The following is a 16,635-nucleotide window of genomic DNA, read 5'->3' as shown; positions in this document are numbered from 1 at the left end:
ATAATGATTCCACAACAGCGGGCAGGCTGTGCGGCAATGCCGGCATGGTCTGCTGCAACAATCAACGCGCTTCTGCGAGGTTTCGCGAGGGGAGGGTTTTTAATGACGAGTACCGCATTCATCACACACCGCGACTGCTGGCTTCACAACATGGGTGAGCATCACCCGGAGTCTCCCGAACGTCTGGCGGCTATCAACGACCGTCTGATCGCGGCGGGTCTGGATATGTACCTGGCCTTCCACGATGCACCGCTGGCGAGCGTCGAGCAGATCTCCCGCGCCCATCCCCGCCCTCACGTTGAGGAACTGCTGGCCAGCGTGCCCGAGCACGGCATCCGCCACCTCGACCCGGACACCGCAGTGTGCCCGAACACCATGAAGGCCGCCCTGCGCTCCGCCGGGGCGGGCATCCTCGCCACCGATCTGGTGATGTCTGGCGAGGTCGAGAACGCCTTCTGCGCCATCCGCCCGCCCGGCCATCATGCCGAGGCCGACAAGGCGATGGGGTTCTGCTTCTTCAACAACGTGGCCGTTGCCGCCCGCCACGCCCTTGAAGCACACGGCCTGAAGCGCGTCGCGATCATCGACTTCGACGTGCACCACGGCAACGGCACCGAGAACATCTTCAAGGACGACCCCCGCGTGCTGATGGTCAGCATCTTCCAGCACCCGTTCTACCCCTACAGCGGCGCCGACAACCCGGCGCCCAACATGGTCAACGTGCCGGTCAAGGCCGGCTCGCGGGGCGATGTCTTCCGCGAGATCGTGTCCGACATCTGGGTGCCGGCGCTGCGCAACCACGCTCCCGAAATGATCTTCATCTCGGCGGGTTTCGACGCCCACTACGAGGACGACATGGGTTCCCTGGGGCTCGTCGAGGCCGACTACATCTGGGCGACCGAACAGCTCAAGAAGGTCGCCGCCGAGACCGCCGGTCGCCGCATCGTGTCGATGCTCGAGGGCGGTTACTCCCTGTCTTCGCTGGCCCGCAGCGTTGTCGCGCACATCAAATCCCTCGCCGATCTGTGATCCGGCCGCGCGGCGGAACGCCTGTTTCGCCGCGCTTTCCTCCGGGCTGACCCCCTGTTTTGGTAACAGCAATTTGCGCCCGTCTATCCTTCCGGAAGTGATTGGGTACAATATTCAACTTTCCCTCTCTCCCGATAGCCCATGATTACCGGTTCGATTGTCGCCATCGTCACGCCGATGCTCGAGGATGGCAGCCTGGATCTGCCCCGTTTCCGCAGCCTGATCGACTTCCACATCAAGGAAGGCACCGATGCGATCGTCGTCGTCGGCACCACCGGCGAATCGCCGACGGTGAATGTCGAGGAGCACTGCGAGCTCATCCGCGTGGCCGTCGAACACTCTGCAGGCCGCATTCCGGTCATTGCAGGCACCGGCGCGAACTCCACCCGTGAAGCCATCGAGCTCACCGAGTTCTCCCGCAAGGCTGGCGCGGTGGCTGGCCTGTCGGTCGTGCCCTACTACAATCGCCCGACCCAGGAAGGCATGTACCAGCACTTCCGCGCGATTGCCGAAGCCAGCCCGCTGCCGATGATCCTCTACAACGTGCCGGGCCGCACCGTTGCCGATCTCGCCAACGACACGACCCTGCGCCTCGCCGAGATCCCGAACATCATCGGCATCAAGGACGCCACCGGCAGCATCGATCGCGCCTGCGACCTCGTCGCCCGTGCCCCCAAGGATTTCGCGCTCTACACCGGCGACGACATGACCGCCATGGCCTTCATGATGCTTGGCGGCCACGGCACCATCTCGGTCACCGCCAACGTCGCGCCGCGCCTGATGCACGAGATGTGCGTCGCCGCCATCGCCTGCGACGGCCCGCGTGCCCGTGATCTGAACGCCAGGCTGGTCAAGCTGCATCGCGATCTGTTCTGCGAAGCCAACCCGATTCCCGTGAAGTGGGCGGTGGCGCAGATGGGCCTGATCGGCAACGCCATCCGCCTCCCGCTGACCCAGCTGTCCGAGCCCTTCCATGGTCGCGTCCGCGAGGCCATGCGTCAGGCCGGCATCGAAGTCTGAAACGGTTCCACCTAAGCGTGTCAAACCAGGACTGGTTTTTCCCACCCCGAGGGTTACGAATGCAAAGCCGAAAGTTGGCTTCCGGTGCGACGGTCGTCGTCGCGTTTGCGCTTGCCGGATGCTCCGGTTCCTTGTTGGAATCGAAAAAGATCGACTACAAGAGTGCGGCGGCCACCGCCAAGCGTCCCACGCTCGAGGTGCCGCCGGATCTCACCGCGCCCACCGCAGACGATCGCTATGCCGTTCCCGACGTGAGCCCGAAGGGCATCGCCACGTATTCGGCCTACAGCGCCGAGCGTTCGAACCAGGCTGGTACTGCCGCGGCCACCGCAGCGGGTGTCGCGCCCGGCGTGGCTGTGGCGCCCCAGTCCATCGACAAGATGCGCGTCGAGCGTTCGGGTTCGCAGCGCTGGCTGGTGGTGCCCGGCTCGGCCGACAAGATCTGGCCGCAGGTCCGCGAGTTCTGGCAGGAGAACGGCTTCATCCTCAACATCGACAGCCCTGACATTGGCGTGATGGAGACCGACTGGGCCGAGAACCGCGCCAAGATCCAGGATGACATCATCCGCCGGACCCTCGGCAAGGTCATCGATGGCATCTACTCCACGCCGGAGCGGGACAAGTACCGCACGCGGCTGGAAGCAGGCAACGACCCCGGCACTGTCGAGATCTACATCAGCCATCGCGGCATGATGGAGATCTACCCGAACGAGGCCAAGAACCAGACGATATGGCAGCCGCGTCCGGCCGATCCCGAGCTCGAGGCCGAGTTCCTACAGCGCCTTATGGTTCGCTTGGGCGCCGACGAGACCCGTGCCAAGGCGCAGATCGCTGCCGTGCCCAAGGCCGAGAAGGCCAGCCTGCAGAACGTCGAAGGCGGTGCTGCGGTTCTGGAGGTGCAGGAAGGTTTCGATCGCGCCTGGCGCCGGGTTGGCCTCGCGCTGGATCGCGTGGGCTTCACCGTCGAAGACCGTGACCGCGCTCAGGGGATTTACTACGTGCGTTACGTGGATCCGGAAGTCGACGTGAAGTCGAAGAAGGATGAGGGCATCTTGTCGCGGCTGGCCTTCTGGCGCAGTGACAAGCCGCAGGTTCAGTCTGGCAGCCAGTACCGGATCTACGTGAAGGGCGCGGATGCGTCGTCTTCCGTGCAGGTGCTGACCCGTGAAGGCGGTACGGACACCTCGACCTCGGCCCGCAAGATCCTGTCGCTGCTGCACGATCAGCTGAAGTAGATCGGTTCCTGTGCTCCACAAGCAAAACGCCGGCAATGTCCGGCGTTTTGTTTTGGTGCCTGCTTCCGCTTAAGGATTGTCCGCGGGCTGGCAACGGGCGTAAAAAAAGCCAACCCGCAGGTTGGCTTTTTTTCAACAGCGAAAAGATTACTTCTTTTCGGTGTTGGCAGCGGCAGCAGCAGCGGCGTTTTCGGCGGTGGAGCCAGCGGCGGCCGGAGCGGCAGCGGGAGCAGCAGCTTCAGCGGGCTTGGCATCAGCAGCCGGAGCGGCAGCGGGGGCAGCAGCTTCAGCGGGCTTGGCATCAGCGGCGGGGGCAGCCGGGGCGGCCGGGGCAGCAGCGGCGGGAGCAGCAGCCGGAGCTTCAACGGGCTTCGGCTCTTCCTTCTTGCCGCAAGCGGAAACAGCGAGTGCAACGAGAGCAGCAACCAGGAGAGATTGTTTCATTGTTGGTTTCCCTTATCGATAAATGAAGTACAACAAGCTTAAATCAGGAGCAATCAGGTGGGGGACCCGATCTGGCCCGAATCCTACCACGGAGGAAGTGCTTGAATAAAGACGTTGTTGCGTTGCCGCAACAAGCCCGCGGTGGTGTCAAGCCGGATTGTCAAGGTAACGCGCTATTCCATCAGATTTGCTGATGGATGAGCGAAGCCGCAGCAATACCAGTCATAAAGCAGCGCGATGCCTTCTTCCGACAAACCGGCAATTGTGTCGACGCGGCGGTTGTCGGCCAGAGCCTGGAGCGTGGGCTGGTCGTCGGTTTCGACCGGAACGGGCTCGCCGTTGATGAAGAAGTGGCCGTCGGTAAAAAGCAGCAGGCTGCGCGCATCGAGGCGGTAGCCGTCGGCGCTGCAGGCTTCCACGAACTCGTCGTGCTCGAGGGGTTCGTCGGGCGAGTCGAAGAAGACGTGGGGCTTGGGTTCGGTGAGGTAGGCGCCGAGGAAGCCGCGGACGTCGTCGCGGGTCCAGGTGATGCGCTGGAGGGTTTCGGCGACCCGGTCGATCATCTGGTCGCTGATCTGCGCCGAGTGGGCCTGGTGCTTGAGATCAGGGTCGGCGTAGATGCCGTCGAGCTGGAGGGTGTCCTGCAGGTAGCCGAGGAACTGCTGGGCGAGTTCCTGCGCCGTGGGCGAGCGGAAGCCGATGGAGTAGGTGGTGCATTCGCCGATGGCGATGCCGTTATGGGCCCAGTGGGGCGGCAGGTAGAGCATGTCGCCGGGCTCGAGCACCCAGTCGTACACCGGACGGAAATCCTGCAGGATCTTGAGCGGCGCGTCTTCGATGAGCGTGCGGTCGTCCTGGTCGCTGATGAGCCAGCGGCGCTTGCCGATGCCTTGCAGCAGGAACACGTCGTAGTTGTCGAAGTGGGGGCCGACGCCACCGTTATCGACGGCGTAGCTCACCATCAGGTCGTCGAGACGGGCCTGGGGGATGAAGTCGAAGCGGTGGAGGAGTTCGTCGCCATCGGGGCAGAACAGGTTGAGCCCCTGGATGAGCACCGTCCAGGGCTGCTTCTTGCGCTTGAGGTCGGACGCCTTCTGGGGGCCGTGGATGACTTCCCAGGTGGTGGTGGTGTGGGTGACGTAACGGGACTCGACGTCCGGATCACGGGCGAGCTCGAAGAGTTCGTCCTTGGTTACGACGCCGGTGAAGCCGGGAACCGCCTGGCGCACGAGGAGCGGTTTTTTTTGCCAGTATTCGGTGAGAAAGGTCTCGACCGACAGGCCGCCAAGAAGTGTATTTGTCATCCTGCAATTATAACGCGCCGGATTGCAACGGCTGAGCCCGCCGCTAAAATGGCGCCCTTCCTGTTTCGACCGTATTGCCATGCACGCAGCAGCCCCCCGCGAAGCCGTTGTCGAATCCCTTGATCACGAGGGGCGCGGCGTCACCCACGTCGACGGCAAGACGATCTTCATCGAGGGCGCCTTGCCCGGCGAGCGGGTCGAATTCGCGTCCTACAAGGTCAAGCCGAACTACGAGGTGGCGGATTTGACGCGGGTGATTTCGGCCAGCGCCCAGCGGGTCGAGCCGCGCTGCCCCCACTTCGGGGTGTGCGGTGGCTGCAGCATGCAGCATCTGGAATCCGGCGCCCAGGTGGCGGCGAAGCAGCGGGTGCTGGAGAACGCCCTCTGGCACATCGGCCGGGCGCGGCCGGATGTGCTCTACCCGCCGATCGTCGGCCCGGCCTGGGGCTATCGTTATCGCGCGCGGCTGTCGGTGCGGATGGTGCCAAGCAAGGGCGGCGTGCTGATCGGCTTTCACGAGCGGCGCAGCAGCTACGTGGCGCCAATGGAAAGCTGCGCGATCCTGCCGCCCCATGTGTCGGCGATGGTGCCGCGTTTGCGGGCGCTGATTTCCGGCATGTCGGCGCCGGATCGTCTGCCGCAGATCGAGATTGCGGTGGGCGAGGGGATCACGGTGATGGTGTTCCGGCATCTCGTGCCGCTCTCCGCGGCCGACACGGCCCGGCTGGTCGCCTTTGGCGAGGCGGAGTCGATCCAGGTGTGGGTGCAGCCGAGCGGCCCGGATTCGGCGCGTCGGCTGTTTCCGAAGGATGCGCCGGGGCTGGCCTACACGCTGCCGGAGTTCGGTGTGTCGATGGCCTTTCGGCCCACCGACTTCACCCAGGTGAACATGGGCATCAACCGGGTGCTGATGCGCCGGACGATGCAGCTGCTCGATCCGAAGCCCGGCGAGCGGATCGCCGACCTGTTCTGCGGGCTCGGCAACTTCAGCCTGCCGATTGCCCGTCTGGGCGCCTATGTGGTGGGTGTCGAGGGCAGCGACGCGCTGGTCCGCCGGGCGGGCCAGAATGCCGCCGACAATGGCCTTGGTGAGCGCTGCGAGTTCCACGCGGCCAACCTGTTCGAGGCGACCGAAGACAGCCTGGCGGCGCTCGGGCCGCTGGACAAGCTACTGATCGATCCGCCCCGGGAAGGGGCGATCGCGGTGGTCAAGGCGCTGGGCGTGTGTTCGCCGAAGCGTATCGTCTATGTGTCGTGCAACCCGGCCACGCTGGCCCGGGATACCGCAGTGCTGACCAACGAGAAGGGCTACAGGCTGATGGGGGCGGGCATCGCCAACATGTTCCCGCAGACATCCCACGTGGAATCCATCGCGCTCTTCGAGCGGGCCTGAGGCCGCAAGGCTCCAATGAAAAAGGCGACCCGAAGGTCGCCTTTTTGCTTTCCGCTGCGGACGGATGTCAGTCGCGCTCGCCGCCAAAGGCCATGATGAGGTTCAGCAGGCTCACGAAGACGTTGTAAACATCGAGGTAGACCGCCAGGGTTGCCGTCACGTAGTTGGTCTCGCCGCCCTGAACGATGTTGCTGATGTCGTACAGGATGTAGCCCGAGAACAGCAGGACCACCGCCGCCGAGATGGCCAGGTGCAGCACCGGCATCTGCAGGAAGATGTTGGCGACCATCGCCAGCAGGACGACCACCAGACCCACGGTGAGGAACTTGCCCATGTTGGTGAAGTCACGCTTCGAGACGCTGGCGATACCCGCCAGGGTGACGAAGATCGCGCTGGTACCGCCTGCCGCGAGGGCGATCATCGAGCCGCCGTTGGAGAAGCCCAGGGCAACCTGCAGGATGCGCGACAGCATCAAGCCCATGAAGAAGGTGAAGCCCAGCAGCAGTGCGACGCCGAGGCCGTTGTTCTTGTTCTTCTCGATACCGTAGAAGAACGCGAACGAGATGCCCAGGAACAGCGCGAACGCAATGAACGGGCTGCCTGCCAGGAACGAGAACTGCATTTGCACGCCGAGCAGTGCACCGGCAACGGTCGGCACCATCGAGAGCGCGAGCAGCATGTAGGTATTGCGCAATACGCGGTTCGCGCCCTGCGACAAAACCTGCGTTTGCTGACCGTAAGTGTCGAGTTGCATGGATTTCCTCCAGATTGATATAAAGCAGACGACCTGCACTGCCTGAGAGTAACGGACGCCCCTGAAAGTTTCAACCGCGCGGCACATGCTAGAATGCGCGCCCTCGGAGGTGCTGCAGCGTGGTTGCTGCACGGGTCTTGATGGCCTCCGTAGAGAGAATCTGGAAGCTTGGCAGAGTGGTCGATTGCACCGGTCTTGAAAACCGGCAACCCGAAAGGGTTCCAGGGTTCGAATCCCTGAGCTTCCGCCAATACGAAAATGACTCGGCGCAACTTCAGCGAGTGCGCGGCAGTTTGAAGATAGTGACAAGAAGCCGCCTTCGGGCGGCTTCTTGTTTTTCAGGGGACGCATCCTCAGGGGGCTGCGCGCGCATGTTTTCCGTCCACGCTGACCGTGTCCGATCATGGCAGAAGCTGGAGCGTGGTGACGGAGCCTGCATGTAACCCGATCCAGATCAAGGAATTCGGGTGCGCGGAGCGGCAAACTGGCGATACCCGACAAATTCAGTCGGATTTTATCGACACCCCAGGAGCGCCTCGATGCAAACCATTCACGTCTGCAACCACACCACCCCGGAAGCCCTGTACCCCTTCGACGCTCGCGGCATTGCCAAACGTTTTCGCCATGCGGCGATCTTCGGTGCGTTGGACGCGCTGATGCCCGGCGAGACGATGCGTTTCTGCAACGACCACGACCCGATCCCGCTGCTGGGCCAGCTGCAGCAGCGCTACGGCGAGAAGGTGACGATCACCTACCAGCAGCGCGAACCGGGCGCGATCGTGATCGATTTTGCCAAGATCGCCTGATGTTCCTCATTCAGCAACAATGAAGGCTTCATTGTTGCTGGATCAGCATCAAATTGCGGGGCGGGTGATGCCGTCGTCGCCCCGCACGTAATCCAGCGCCTCGTGCTGCAATAGCACCGCGGTCATCGTGGCGGGGGTGATGATGCCGGCCAGCCGGCCGTCTTCGCCCACCACCGGCACGCCGGCCTGCCCGCCGGCGCCCAGCAGGTCGGCGGCCACGGCGATGCCGTCGGTGGTACCCGCGCACTGCAGGCCAAGGCCGGGTGTCAGCATGATCTGGCCGGCCACCTCGGGTTTGTTCGAGTGGGTGCCGAGGGTCGGGCGCAGCAGGCGACGCACGTTGTCGCCGATGCCGCGGGAGCCGTCCGGCTCCACGTGGCGCAGGAAATCCTCCAGGCGCAGCAGGCCGATCACCCGGCGGCTGCGGTCGATCACCGGCAGCATCGCCAGATTGTGGCGGTTCATCAGGCGCCAGGCTTCGTTCAGTTCGGTCGCAAAATCCACCTGAACCGGCGCCGGGGTCATCACGTCGCCGCAGGTGAGCAGCACGTGGCGGTGGAAGGCGTGGCGCGCGGCGCGCTGGAAGACCTGGGTCAGGTCGTCCTCGCTCACGTCCAGGTAGGCGTCGATCTCCTCCAGCGCGGCGGCGATGTCGGGCTGGCGGATGCCGGCGGGGCTCGGGCGTGTTGGCTGCGGCGCGGCGGTCGGCGGCGAGCACAGGGGGTAGCGGCGGCCGGGGATCAGGTTGTTCACGGCGGTGGCGGCCATCAGCATGGCGACCACGTTGCAGGCCGCGGCGCCCAGGCTGGTGGCGGCATCCAGCCCCTGGGCGGCGGCGCTGGCCATCACGATCGCCATTGCGCCGCCAGGCGGATGGATGCAGCGCAGCCGCGCCATCAGCCACACCGACACCGCCACCGCGGCGCCCACCGCAAGATACGCGTCGGGAAGCCAGTGGCCGCTGGCAAAGCCCACCAGCGCCGGCAGCAGCAGCCCGCCCATCACCGACCAGGGCTGGGCGAGGGGGCTGTGGGGCAGCACGAAGAGGATCACCGAGGTGGCGCCCAGCGGTGCCAGCAGCCGACGGGCCTCCGGGGCTACCGGCAGCACGTACAGCACGCCCTCGAAGATCATCACGCCCAGCAGGGCGGCCAGGGTGCTGCGGCGGCGTTCGGGGGGCGAGATGGGTGCGGCGTCGGCGAACAGGTAGCGCCGGGCGAAGTCGTGAAGGGCTTGGCGGACGGAAGGCATGGCTTGCTGGGGGCCGGTGGAGCCGGCAGTCTGCCGGGCTTTGCGGCGGTCGGCCTTGATGTGGGTTTGGTCGGATCGGTGGTTCCTGGCGGACAATCCGGTCTGATGGCTCGGGGACGAAAGACAGGAGCAGGCAGTGCTGATTTATCTCGGCTGTAGCGCGGTGGCGGCCTTTGCGCTGGCGGTGGGGCTGACGGTGGCGGGCGCGCCGCCGGCGGCGGTGGCCCACGCGGCCTTCGCGCTGGGGGCGATGCCGCTCATCTTTGCGGCGATGGGGCATTTCGTGCCGGTGCTCACCCGCAGCCCAGGCGTGGAGCCGGTGATCCACCGGCTGCCGCTGGTGATGCAGGCGGCCGGCGCGCTGGTGGTGGCGGTGCTGGTCGGCGCGATGCCCGGCTGGGGGCTGCATCCTGCGATCCTCGCCGGGCTGGTGGCGACCGGGCTGATGCTCGGCTGGACGTTTCGGCGGGGCGCGGCATGCCTCGGCAAGCCCCATCCGGGCCTCGCCTGGTACAAGGCCTCGCTGGCCTGCCTGCTCACGGCGCTGGTGGCGATCCTCGCCGGGCTGCTGTGGCCGGCGGGCTACGCCGTGCTGCGGCTGGCGCATCTGCATCTCAACACCCTCGGCTTCATCGGGCTGGCGGCGGTAGGCACGTTGCATGTGCTGATGCCTACCGCCCTCGGCATGCCCGATCCCCAGGCCGCGCTGCGTCTGCGCCGGCAACTGCCGTGGGCGATTGGTGGCGTGGTGGCGAGTGCGCTGGCGGGGCTCGCCCACTGGCTGGCGCCGCTGGGGGCGCTGGTGCTGGCTGGCGTGGTGATCCACACCCTGGCCGGCTGGCTGAAGACCCTCGGCGCCCGGCGGATCATCAACGATGGCGCCGCGGTGGCCTTGTTTGGCGCCGGGCTGGGCCTGCTGGCGGTGATCGCGGCGGGCCTTGCCCACGGCCTCGGCGGGATGCCAGGGCGGCCGGCGGTGACGGGTTTCTTCGCGCTCTTCCTGCTGCCGCTGGTGACGGGCGCGCTGTCGCAGCTGCTGCCGGTCTGGCGCTTTCCGGGGCCGGCGACGCCACCGCGGGCACAGCTGCGGGCCAGGCTGGTGCGCTTTGGCGCGCTACGCACGGCGCTGTTCCTGGCCGGTGGCGGCCTGCTGACGGTGGGGGTGGCGGCCGGTGCGCTGCTGCTGGCGGCGGGTGTGCTGCTGTTTGCTGGTGTGCTGGTGACGGGGCTCCTGCGCACGCGATCGATGCGCTGAACCCCGGGCCGCCGAGCCGGGCAGGGTCAAGGCCCGCCGGCTGTGCTATCTTCCAAGGTTTTCGTTTTTCATTTCGGCGAGAACCATGCGCTACATCTCCACCCGCGGCCAGTCTGCCCCCCAATCCTTCTGTGACATCCTGCTTGGCGGCCTGGCGCCGGATGGCGGCCTCTACCTGCCGGAGACCTACCCGCAGGTCACCCGCGCCGATCTGGATGCGTGGCGCAAGCTTTCCTACGCCGAACTGGCCTACGCGATCCTGTCGCGCTTCATCGACGACATCCCCGCCGCCGACCTGAAGGCCATCTGCGACAAGACCTACACCGCCGACGTCTACGGCTACGTGCGCGACGACGCCAAGGCCGTAGAGATCACCCCGGTGCACTGGCTGGAGCCGGGCAAGCTCGGCCTGCTGGAGCTCTCCAACGGCCCGACGCTCGCCTTCAAGGACATGGCGATGCAGCTGCTGGGCAACCTGTTCGAGTACGTGCTCGACAAGCGCGGCGAGCAGATCAACATCCTCGGCGCCACCTCTGGCGACACCGGCTCCGCCGCCGAATACGCCATGCGTGGCAAGCACGGCGTGCGCGTGTTCATGCTGTCGCCCCACGGCCGGATGAGCGCCTTCCAGCGCGCCCAGATGTACTCGCTGCAGGACGAAAACATCTTCAACATCGCCGTGCGCGGCATGTTCGACGACGCCCAGGACGTGGTGAAGGCCGTCTCCAACGACCACGCCTACAAGGCCAAGTACAAGATCGGCGCCGTCAATTCGATCAACTGGGCCCGCGTTGCCGCCCAGATCGTCTATTACTTCAAGGGCTACTTCGCCGCCACCGAGAACAACGACCAGCAGGTTTCGTTTGCAGTGCCGTCGGGCAACTTCGGCAACATCTGCGCCGGCCACATCGCCCGCCAGATGGGCCTGCCGGTCGCCAAGCTGATCCTCGCCACCAACGAGAACGACGTGCTCGACGAGTTCTTCCGCACCGGCATCTACCGCCCGCGGGGCACCGCCGAGACCCACGCCACTTCCAGCCCGTCGATGGACATCTCCAAGGCCTCCAACTTCGAGCGCTTTGTGTTCGATCTGGTGGGCCGCAGCGGCGACACCGTGCGCGCCCTGTGGAGCAAGGTTGACGCTGGCGGCGCCTTCGATCTGTCCGCCTCGCCGGAGTTTGCCAAGATCGGTGACTACGGCTTCGTGTCCGGCAGCAGCAACCACGCCGACCGTCTGGCGACGATCCGCCTGGCCGACGACAAGTACGCCACCGTGATCGACACCCACACCGCCGACGGCCTCAAGGTGGCGCTTGAGCTGCGCGACACGGCCGTGCCCACGCTGGTGCTGGAAACCGCCCAGCCTGCCAAGTTTGAAGAGACCATCGTCGAAGCCCTCGGTCGCAAGCCTGCCCGCCCGGCCGGCCTCGAGAACATCGAGGCGCTGCCCCAGCGCGTCGAGGTAATGGATGTGGACGCCGACGCCATCAAGGCGCTGATCGCCCGGACTGTCGACGCCGGCTGACCGCCGACGTCAGAAAGCCCCCCGCATCGCCGGTTCAAGCCGGCGGGCGGGGGGCTTTTTTGTGCCTTGCGCGAAGGCGTGTCAGTCGGCCGGTGGGGGCGGGGGGTGGATGTCGGCGCCGTGGGGCAGCGGATCGGTGAGGCCGGCCGGGATGGGCGATTGCCAGCACCAGGCCTCGATCGCCGGCAGGCCGTAGCCTGCCCGGGCCTTGTTGCACTGGTCGTCGCCGGGCTGCACTTCACGGCAGGGCGCGGGGCGATGTTCGTAGATCGTGCAGCCGACCCGCTGGCCGACCTCGCCGGCCAGGGCGTCGCAGCGGGGCGCCCGCTGGTTGGTGCCGGCCATGCAGCTGAAGCGGGGGTTGATCGGCTCCGTCAGGTCGGCAGGAATGCCCCGGGCCTCGGCTTCGGCCCAGTAGAAGGAAACACGAAAGAAGGCGCAGCAGGCGCCGCAGTCGAGGCAGTGATTGGCGTCGGAGGTGCTCATCGGACGTCGGGCTGATTCGAATGAAATCGGGAACGGATTCTGGCACGACTTACGCCATTTGGGTAGCTTCGGATGGTGTCAGTACGTGGCGCCGTCGCAGTCGTCCTGCTGCTGGGCAGCTTGCAGGTAGCGCCCGAGCAGGCCGTCGCCGTCGAAATGCGCATCGAGGGCGGCCACGCTGGCGATGCGGTCGAGGCGAAAGCTGCGGAAATCGCCGCGCAGCTCGCACCAGGCGCCGAGGGTCCAGGTCTCGCCCCAGAAGACCAGCCCGACCGGGTGGATGATCCGCTCGCTGGCGGCGCCGTCGGCCCGGGTGTAGGCGATGCGCAGCTTGCGGTGGGCGGCGATGGCTTCGCGCAGCTCGGTCATCGGCGCACGCATGGCCTCGGGGACACGGAAGCCGGGCACCAGCAGGGCATCGCGGGCGGGGTCGTGGCGCAGGGCCTTGGGCAGCACCGATTCGATGCGCAGCAGGGCGCGCTCGGCGGCGCGGCCGAGGGCCGGGTCGGCCCAGCGTTGCACCATCCGGCTGCCCAGGGCGAGGGCGGCGAGCTCGTCGGCGTCGAACATCAGCGGCGGCAGGCGGTAGCCGGGGCGCATCAGGTAGCCCACGCCAGCCTCGCCGCTGATGGGCACGCCGGAGCGGGAGAGGTCGGCCACGTCCCGGTAGATGGTGCGCTCGGAAACCTGCAGGGCTTCGGCCAGCTCGCGGGCGGTGACGGCCCGGCCCCGGTCGAGGAGCAGGACGATCTGGAACAGGCGGTCGGCACGGCGCATGGGGGGCTCCTGACACAAGGCTGTCAGGATAGCGCGGCAGGCCGGGGGATGCGGGCAGGCTCCTGACGGCAGGGTGTCAGGAGGGGGCAGCCAGAATGGCGGCTCCAATCAACCCGCATTCAGGAGCGCACCATGAAACGACTCATCAACTGGTTTGAAATCCCCGTCACCGACCTGGACCGGGCCTGCCGCTTTTACGAAGCCACCTTTGCCATCACCCTCAAGGTGGAGGAAATGTGCGGGATGCGCATGGCGGTCCTTCCGTACACCGACCCGGCCACTGGCGGCGCGCTGCTGGCCTGCCCCGACGGCAAACCCGGCGACCACGGGGTGGTGATCTATCTGGATGGCGGCGACGACCTCGCCGTGCCGTTGGCGCGGGCGGTGGAGGCCGGCGCCACGGTGCTGATGCCGAAGACCGAGATCAGTCCGGAGATCGGCTTCATCGCGATGTTTGCCGACAGCGAAGGCAACCGGATCGGGCTGCACTCGCCGGGGGCGGGTTGTCAGGGGTGATCGTGGTCGTCGTCGTGGGCGTCCATGTCCAGCGGCCATAGCCGGTGGGCGTCGAGGAGCAGGCGGTAGCGGGCTTCGCTGGCGTCGAGCCCGGCCAGCCGGGCGGCGAGGCGCGCTTCGTGGGCCAGGCGGCGGGCGTTGAGGGTGTCGGTGAGGCTGCCTTCGCCCAGCTGCCAGGCCCGTTCGGTGAGGTCGGCGCTCTTGCCCAGGGCGTCGGCGGCGGCCTGCTGGCTCTGCCAGCCGGCCCAGGCGGCGCGGGCGCGGCGATGGAGGGCGGCGGCTTCGGCCTCGACCTTGCGCAGCACGCCGGCCTCGCGCCACGAGGCGGTTTCGGCGTTGGCGACGGCGGCGTCGGCGTCGGCCCGGCGGCCGGCGCCGGAGAGGGGAATGAGGAGGCTGAGGCCGACGACCTGCTCTTCGCTGCCCTTGTCCCGGGCCATGTGCACGCCTACGGCGGGGTCGGGCCGGCGCTCGGCGTCGGTGCGGCTGGCGCCGATGCGGGCGCGGGCGCTCTCGGAGCGGGCCACGCCCAGCTCGTGGTTGTGTTCGAGGATCGCGGCGATCCAGCCGGCGGCGTCGTCATCCACCGCGCTCGGCGGGGTTTCGGGCACGCTGGGCGGCAGGGTGAGGGCGGGGTAGAGGCGGCGCAGGGATTCGGCGGCCACCTGGGCGCGGCCGATGGCCTGGGCCAGCTGGGCTTCGGCCTGGGCGAGTGCGGCGTCGGCCTGCAGGCGTTCGAGGCGCGGGGCGTCGCCCAGCTCGACCCGGCGCTGCACCACCTGGGCCTGGCGAGCGAGGATGTCCCGCTGGCGGCGCCACTGGTCGGCGGCGGCGTTTTCGCGCAGCCAGTCGAACCAGTTGGCGAGCAGCATCCGGCTGGTTTCGTGGAGGGCGTCACCGCGGGCGATGCGGGCGCTGGCGATGCCGGCGGCACCGAGTTGGCGGTCGAGATCCAGCTTGCCCGGCAGGCGGACGGCGCGCTCGACGCCCACTTCCCATTCGTTGTAGCGGCCGGCCGGCGCGGGCCGCACCCGGCGCTGCTGGTCCATCAGGCGCAGGGTCCATTCGTGGTTGCCGGCTTCGAGGCGCCGGCTGCGGGCTTCTTCCACCGAAATCTGCGATCCGGCGGCGCGCACCTGGGGGCTGCCGAGCACGGCGTCCAGCACCTGGGCGCGGGGCGGCAGATCGGGGGCGTCGGCGGGGTTGGCGGCGTGGGCCCACAGGGGCAGGGCGGCCAGCGTCAGGGCAAGCAGGCGGCGCTTCATTCGAGCCTCCCGAAGGAAAGGGCCGGGGTGATCCAGAAATACACCCGGCTGCCGGCGAAGCGCTTGCGCAGGATGGCCAGCAGCGCCTCGGCGGCGTCCCGCGTGGTGACGTGCTGGACGCGGCAGTAGGCGGCGCGGCCGCGCACTTCCTCGGCGGTGCCGACGAAGCGGATGCGCTCGCCGTGGCCCTCGACGGCATCGGTGGTGAAGCCGGGGGCGAGCTCGGGGTGTTCGAGCAGGGTGTCGATCAGGGCATCCTCGACCTCGGCAGGCATCACGAGGGTCAGGACGACGGGGGACGTGTCTGGGCTCATTGGGCGGTGGGGGCGGCAGGGGCGATGCCGAAGCGGCGGTACAGCAGCGGCAGCAGGAGCAGGGTGAGGGCGGTGGCGCTGACCAGCCCGCCGATCACCACGATGGCGAGGGGGCGCTGGACTTCCGAGCCGGGGCCGGTGGCAAAGAGCAGCGGCACCAGGCCCAGGGCGGCGATGCTGGCGGTCATGAGCACCGGGCGCAGGCGGCGTCTGGCGCCTTCGACCACCACCTGGCTGATGGGCATGCCCCGGGCGTGGAGCTGGTTGAAGTAGGTGACCATCACCACCCCGTTGAGCACCGCGATGCCCAGGAGCGCAATGAAGCCCACCGAGGCCGGCACCGAGAGGTATTCGCCCGAAATGGCCAGCGCGAAGATGCCGCCGACCATCGCAAAGGGCACCATCGCCAGCACCAGCAGGGCCTGGCGCACCGAGCCGAAGGTGGAGAACAGCAGCACGAAGATCAGCCCGAGGGCCACCGGTACCACCACGCCGAGGCGGGCGGCAGCGCGCTGCTGGTTCTCGAACTGGCCACCCCACGCAAGGCGGTAGCCGGCAGGCAGCGGCACCTTGGCGGTGACGGCGGCCTTGGCCTCATCGACGAAGCCGACCAGATCGCGGTCGCGCACGTTGGACTGGATCACCGCGTAGCGCTGGGCGTTCTCGCGGTCCACCTTCACCGGGCCGTCGATGCGCTCGATGCGGGCGACGCTGGCCAGCGGCAGGCTGTGGCCGTCGGGCGTGGTGATGCGGATCGCGGCGAAGGCGTCCGGGTCGCTCTGCAGGCTGCCGGGGCCGCGGATGAGCAGCGGCACGCGGCGGCCGGATTCGATCACCGTGCCGGCGATGCGGCCTTCGAGCAGGCTGCGCAGGCTGTTCTGGACGTCCTCGACATTGAGCCCGAAGCGGCCGGCGGCGAGGCGATCCACCTGCACCTTGAGGTATTGCACGCCCTCGTTGCGGATGGTGATGGTGTCCTCGGCGCCGGGCACGGCCTTCACCACCGCCTCGATCTGGCTGGCGAGGTGGTTGAGGGTCGGCAGATCGGGCCCGTAAAGTTTGATCGCCAGATCGCCGCGCACGCCGGTGAGCATCTCGGAGACGCGCATGTCGATGGGCTGGGTGAAGGTGAGGGCGATGCCGGGGAAGTTCTCCATCACCGCCCGCAGCTGGTCGGCCAGCCAGTTTTTGTCCGGCTCCCGCCACTCGTCGCGGGGCTTGAGGACGAGGAAGGTGTCGGTCTGGTTGAGGCCCATCGGGT

Annotated in this window: 17 protein-coding genes and 1 tRNA gene; 9 read left to right on the top strand and 9 right to left on the bottom strand. The window is 67.3% G+C overall.

All coding sequences use genetic code 11. The annotated features are described in order from the left end of the window. Positions 1 to 102 precede the first annotated feature (102 nt). From Q0672_RS01555 to bamC, 3 genes are all read left to right on the top strand, one after another. Entirely contained in the window at positions 103 to 1,029 is a 927-nt protein-coding gene (locus Q0672_RS01555; protein WP_153159818.1) for a histone deacetylase family protein, read from the top strand. A gap of 141 nt (positions 1,030 to 1,170) precedes the next feature. Then, entirely contained in the window at positions 1,171 to 2,049 is an 879-nt protein-coding gene (gene dapA, locus Q0672_RS01550) for a 4-hydroxy-tetrahydrodipicolinate synthase (protein ID WP_153159817.1), read from the top strand. A 59-nt stretch (positions 2,050 to 2,108) separates the two neighbouring features. Then, positions 2,109 to 3,284: an outer membrane protein assembly factor BamC gene (bamC, locus tag Q0672_RS01545; RefSeq protein ID WP_153159816.1), complete on the top strand. Its 1,176-nt coding sequence runs from the start codon at positions 2,109 to 2,111 to the stop codon at positions 3,282 to 3,284. On the opposite strand, the gene Q0672_RS01540 is transcribed toward bamC, so the two are convergent. Together Q0672_RS01540 and Q0672_RS01535 are read right to left on the bottom strand one after the other, a co-directional pair. After that, entirely contained in the window at positions 3,272 to 3,649 is a 378-nt protein-coding gene (locus tag Q0672_RS01540) for a hypothetical protein (protein WP_194271109.1), read from the bottom strand. The genes bamC and Q0672_RS01540 overlap by 13 nt on opposite strands. Positions 3,650 to 3,901: 252 nt before the next feature. After that, positions 3,902 to 5,032, bottom strand: coding sequence for a cupin domain-containing protein (locus Q0672_RS01535; protein ID WP_298619022.1), 1,131 nt, complete (start codon positions 5,030 to 5,032; stop codon positions 3,902 to 3,904). A gap of 79 nt (positions 5,033 to 5,111) precedes the next feature. Here Q0672_RS01535 and rlmD point away from each other — a divergent pair, with 79 nt between their 5' ends. Continuing rightward, positions 5,112 to 6,425, top strand: coding sequence for a 23S rRNA (uracil(1939)-C(5))-methyltransferase RlmD (rlmD, locus tag Q0672_RS01530; RefSeq protein ID WP_298619020.1), 1,314 nt, complete (start codon positions 5,112 to 5,114; stop codon positions 6,423 to 6,425). A gap of 67 nt (positions 6,426 to 6,492) precedes the next feature. On the opposite strand, the gene Q0672_RS01525 is transcribed toward rlmD, so the two are convergent. Continuing rightward, on the bottom strand, positions 6,493 to 7,179 hold the full coding sequence (locus Q0672_RS01525; RefSeq protein ID WP_153159812.1) for a Bax inhibitor-1/YccA family protein: 687 nt from the start codon (positions 7,177 to 7,179) through the stop codon (positions 6,493 to 6,495). A gap of 162 nt (positions 7,180 to 7,341) precedes the next feature. Here Q0672_RS01525 and Q0672_RS01520 point away from each other — a divergent pair. Together Q0672_RS01520 and Q0672_RS01515 are read left to right on the top strand one after the other, a co-directional pair. After that, positions 7,342 to 7,429 (top strand) — tRNA-Ser (locus Q0672_RS01520). Between the two features lie 289 nt (positions 7,430 to 7,718). Continuing rightward, entirely contained in the window at positions 7,719 to 7,985 is a 267-nt protein-coding gene (locus Q0672_RS01515) for a DUF2249 domain-containing protein (RefSeq protein WP_298619017.1), read from the top strand. Positions 7,986 to 8,033: 48 nt separating this feature from the next. Here Q0672_RS01515 and Q0672_RS01510 read toward each other — a convergent pair whose 3' ends face one another. Then, positions 8,034 to 9,236 carry an HPP family protein gene (locus Q0672_RS01510; RefSeq protein ID WP_298619015.1) on the bottom strand — a complete coding sequence of 401 codons (1,203 nt, stop codon included), beginning with the start codon at positions 9,234 to 9,236 and terminating at the stop codon, positions 8,034 to 8,036. Between the two features lie 136 nt (positions 9,237 to 9,372). Here Q0672_RS01510 and Q0672_RS01505 point away from each other — a divergent pair, with 136 nt between their 5' ends. Then, positions 9,373 to 10,491: a hypothetical protein gene (locus tag Q0672_RS01505; RefSeq protein ID WP_298619013.1), complete on the top strand. Its 1,119-nt coding sequence runs from the start codon at positions 9,373 to 9,375 to the stop codon at positions 10,489 to 10,491. 85 nt (positions 10,492 to 10,576) lie between these two features. Beyond that, positions 10,577 to 12,016, top strand: a complete 1,440-nt coding sequence (thrC, locus tag Q0672_RS01500; protein ID WP_298619011.1) for a threonine synthase — start codon at positions 10,577 to 10,579, stop codon at positions 12,014 to 12,016. 81 nt (positions 12,017 to 12,097) lie between these two features. Here thrC and Q0672_RS01495 read toward each other — a convergent pair whose 3' ends face one another. Both Q0672_RS01495 and Q0672_RS01490 read right to left on the bottom strand, forming a co-directional pair. Then, a complete protein-coding gene (locus Q0672_RS01495; protein WP_298619009.1) occupies positions 12,098 to 12,502 on the bottom strand; it encodes a YkgJ family cysteine cluster protein in 405 nt (134 codons plus the stop codon). A gap of 78 nt (positions 12,503 to 12,580) precedes the next feature. Continuing rightward, the gene (locus tag Q0672_RS01490; protein ID WP_298619007.1) at positions 12,581 to 13,279 is read right to left on the bottom strand and encodes a YafY family protein; all 699 of its coding nucleotides are present in this window, start codon (positions 13,277 to 13,279) and stop codon (positions 12,581 to 12,583) included. 132 nt (positions 13,280 to 13,411) lie between these two features. Here Q0672_RS01490 and Q0672_RS01485 point away from each other — a divergent pair, with 132 nt between their 5' ends. Next, a complete protein-coding gene (locus tag Q0672_RS01485; protein WP_298619005.1) occupies positions 13,412 to 13,795 on the top strand; it encodes a VOC family protein in 384 nt (127 codons plus the stop codon). Here Q0672_RS01485 and Q0672_RS01480 read toward each other — a convergent pair. The 3 genes from Q0672_RS01480 to Q0672_RS01470 all read right to left on the bottom strand — a co-directional run. After that, on the bottom strand, positions 13,786 to 15,060 hold the full coding sequence (locus tag Q0672_RS01480; RefSeq protein ID WP_298619003.1) for a TolC family protein: 1,275 nt from the start codon (positions 15,058 to 15,060) through the stop codon (positions 13,786 to 13,788). The two genes, Q0672_RS01485 and Q0672_RS01480, sit on opposite strands and share 10 nt — an antisense overlap. Further along, positions 15,057 to 15,374: a DUF3240 family protein gene (locus tag Q0672_RS01475; protein ID WP_298619001.1), complete on the bottom strand. Its 318-nt coding sequence runs from the start codon at positions 15,372 to 15,374 to the stop codon at positions 15,057 to 15,059. Before Q0672_RS01475 ends, Q0672_RS01480 begins: the two co-directional genes overlap by 4 nt. After that, positions 15,371 to 16,635: efflux RND transporter permease subunit (locus Q0672_RS01470; RefSeq protein ID WP_298618999.1), on the bottom strand; the 1,265-nt coding region annotated here is incomplete at its 5' end. The genes Q0672_RS01470 and Q0672_RS01475, both read right to left, overlap by 4 nt.

The sequence above is a fragment of the uncultured Zoogloea sp. genome, assembly GCF_937894855.1.
In the GTDB taxonomy this organism is placed as follows: Bacteria; Pseudomonadota; Gammaproteobacteria; order Burkholderiales; family Rhodocyclaceae; genus Zoogloea; species Zoogloea oryzae.
Note: the sequence above shows the minus strand (reverse complement) of the source record. Positions and strands in the feature narration are given on the sequence as shown.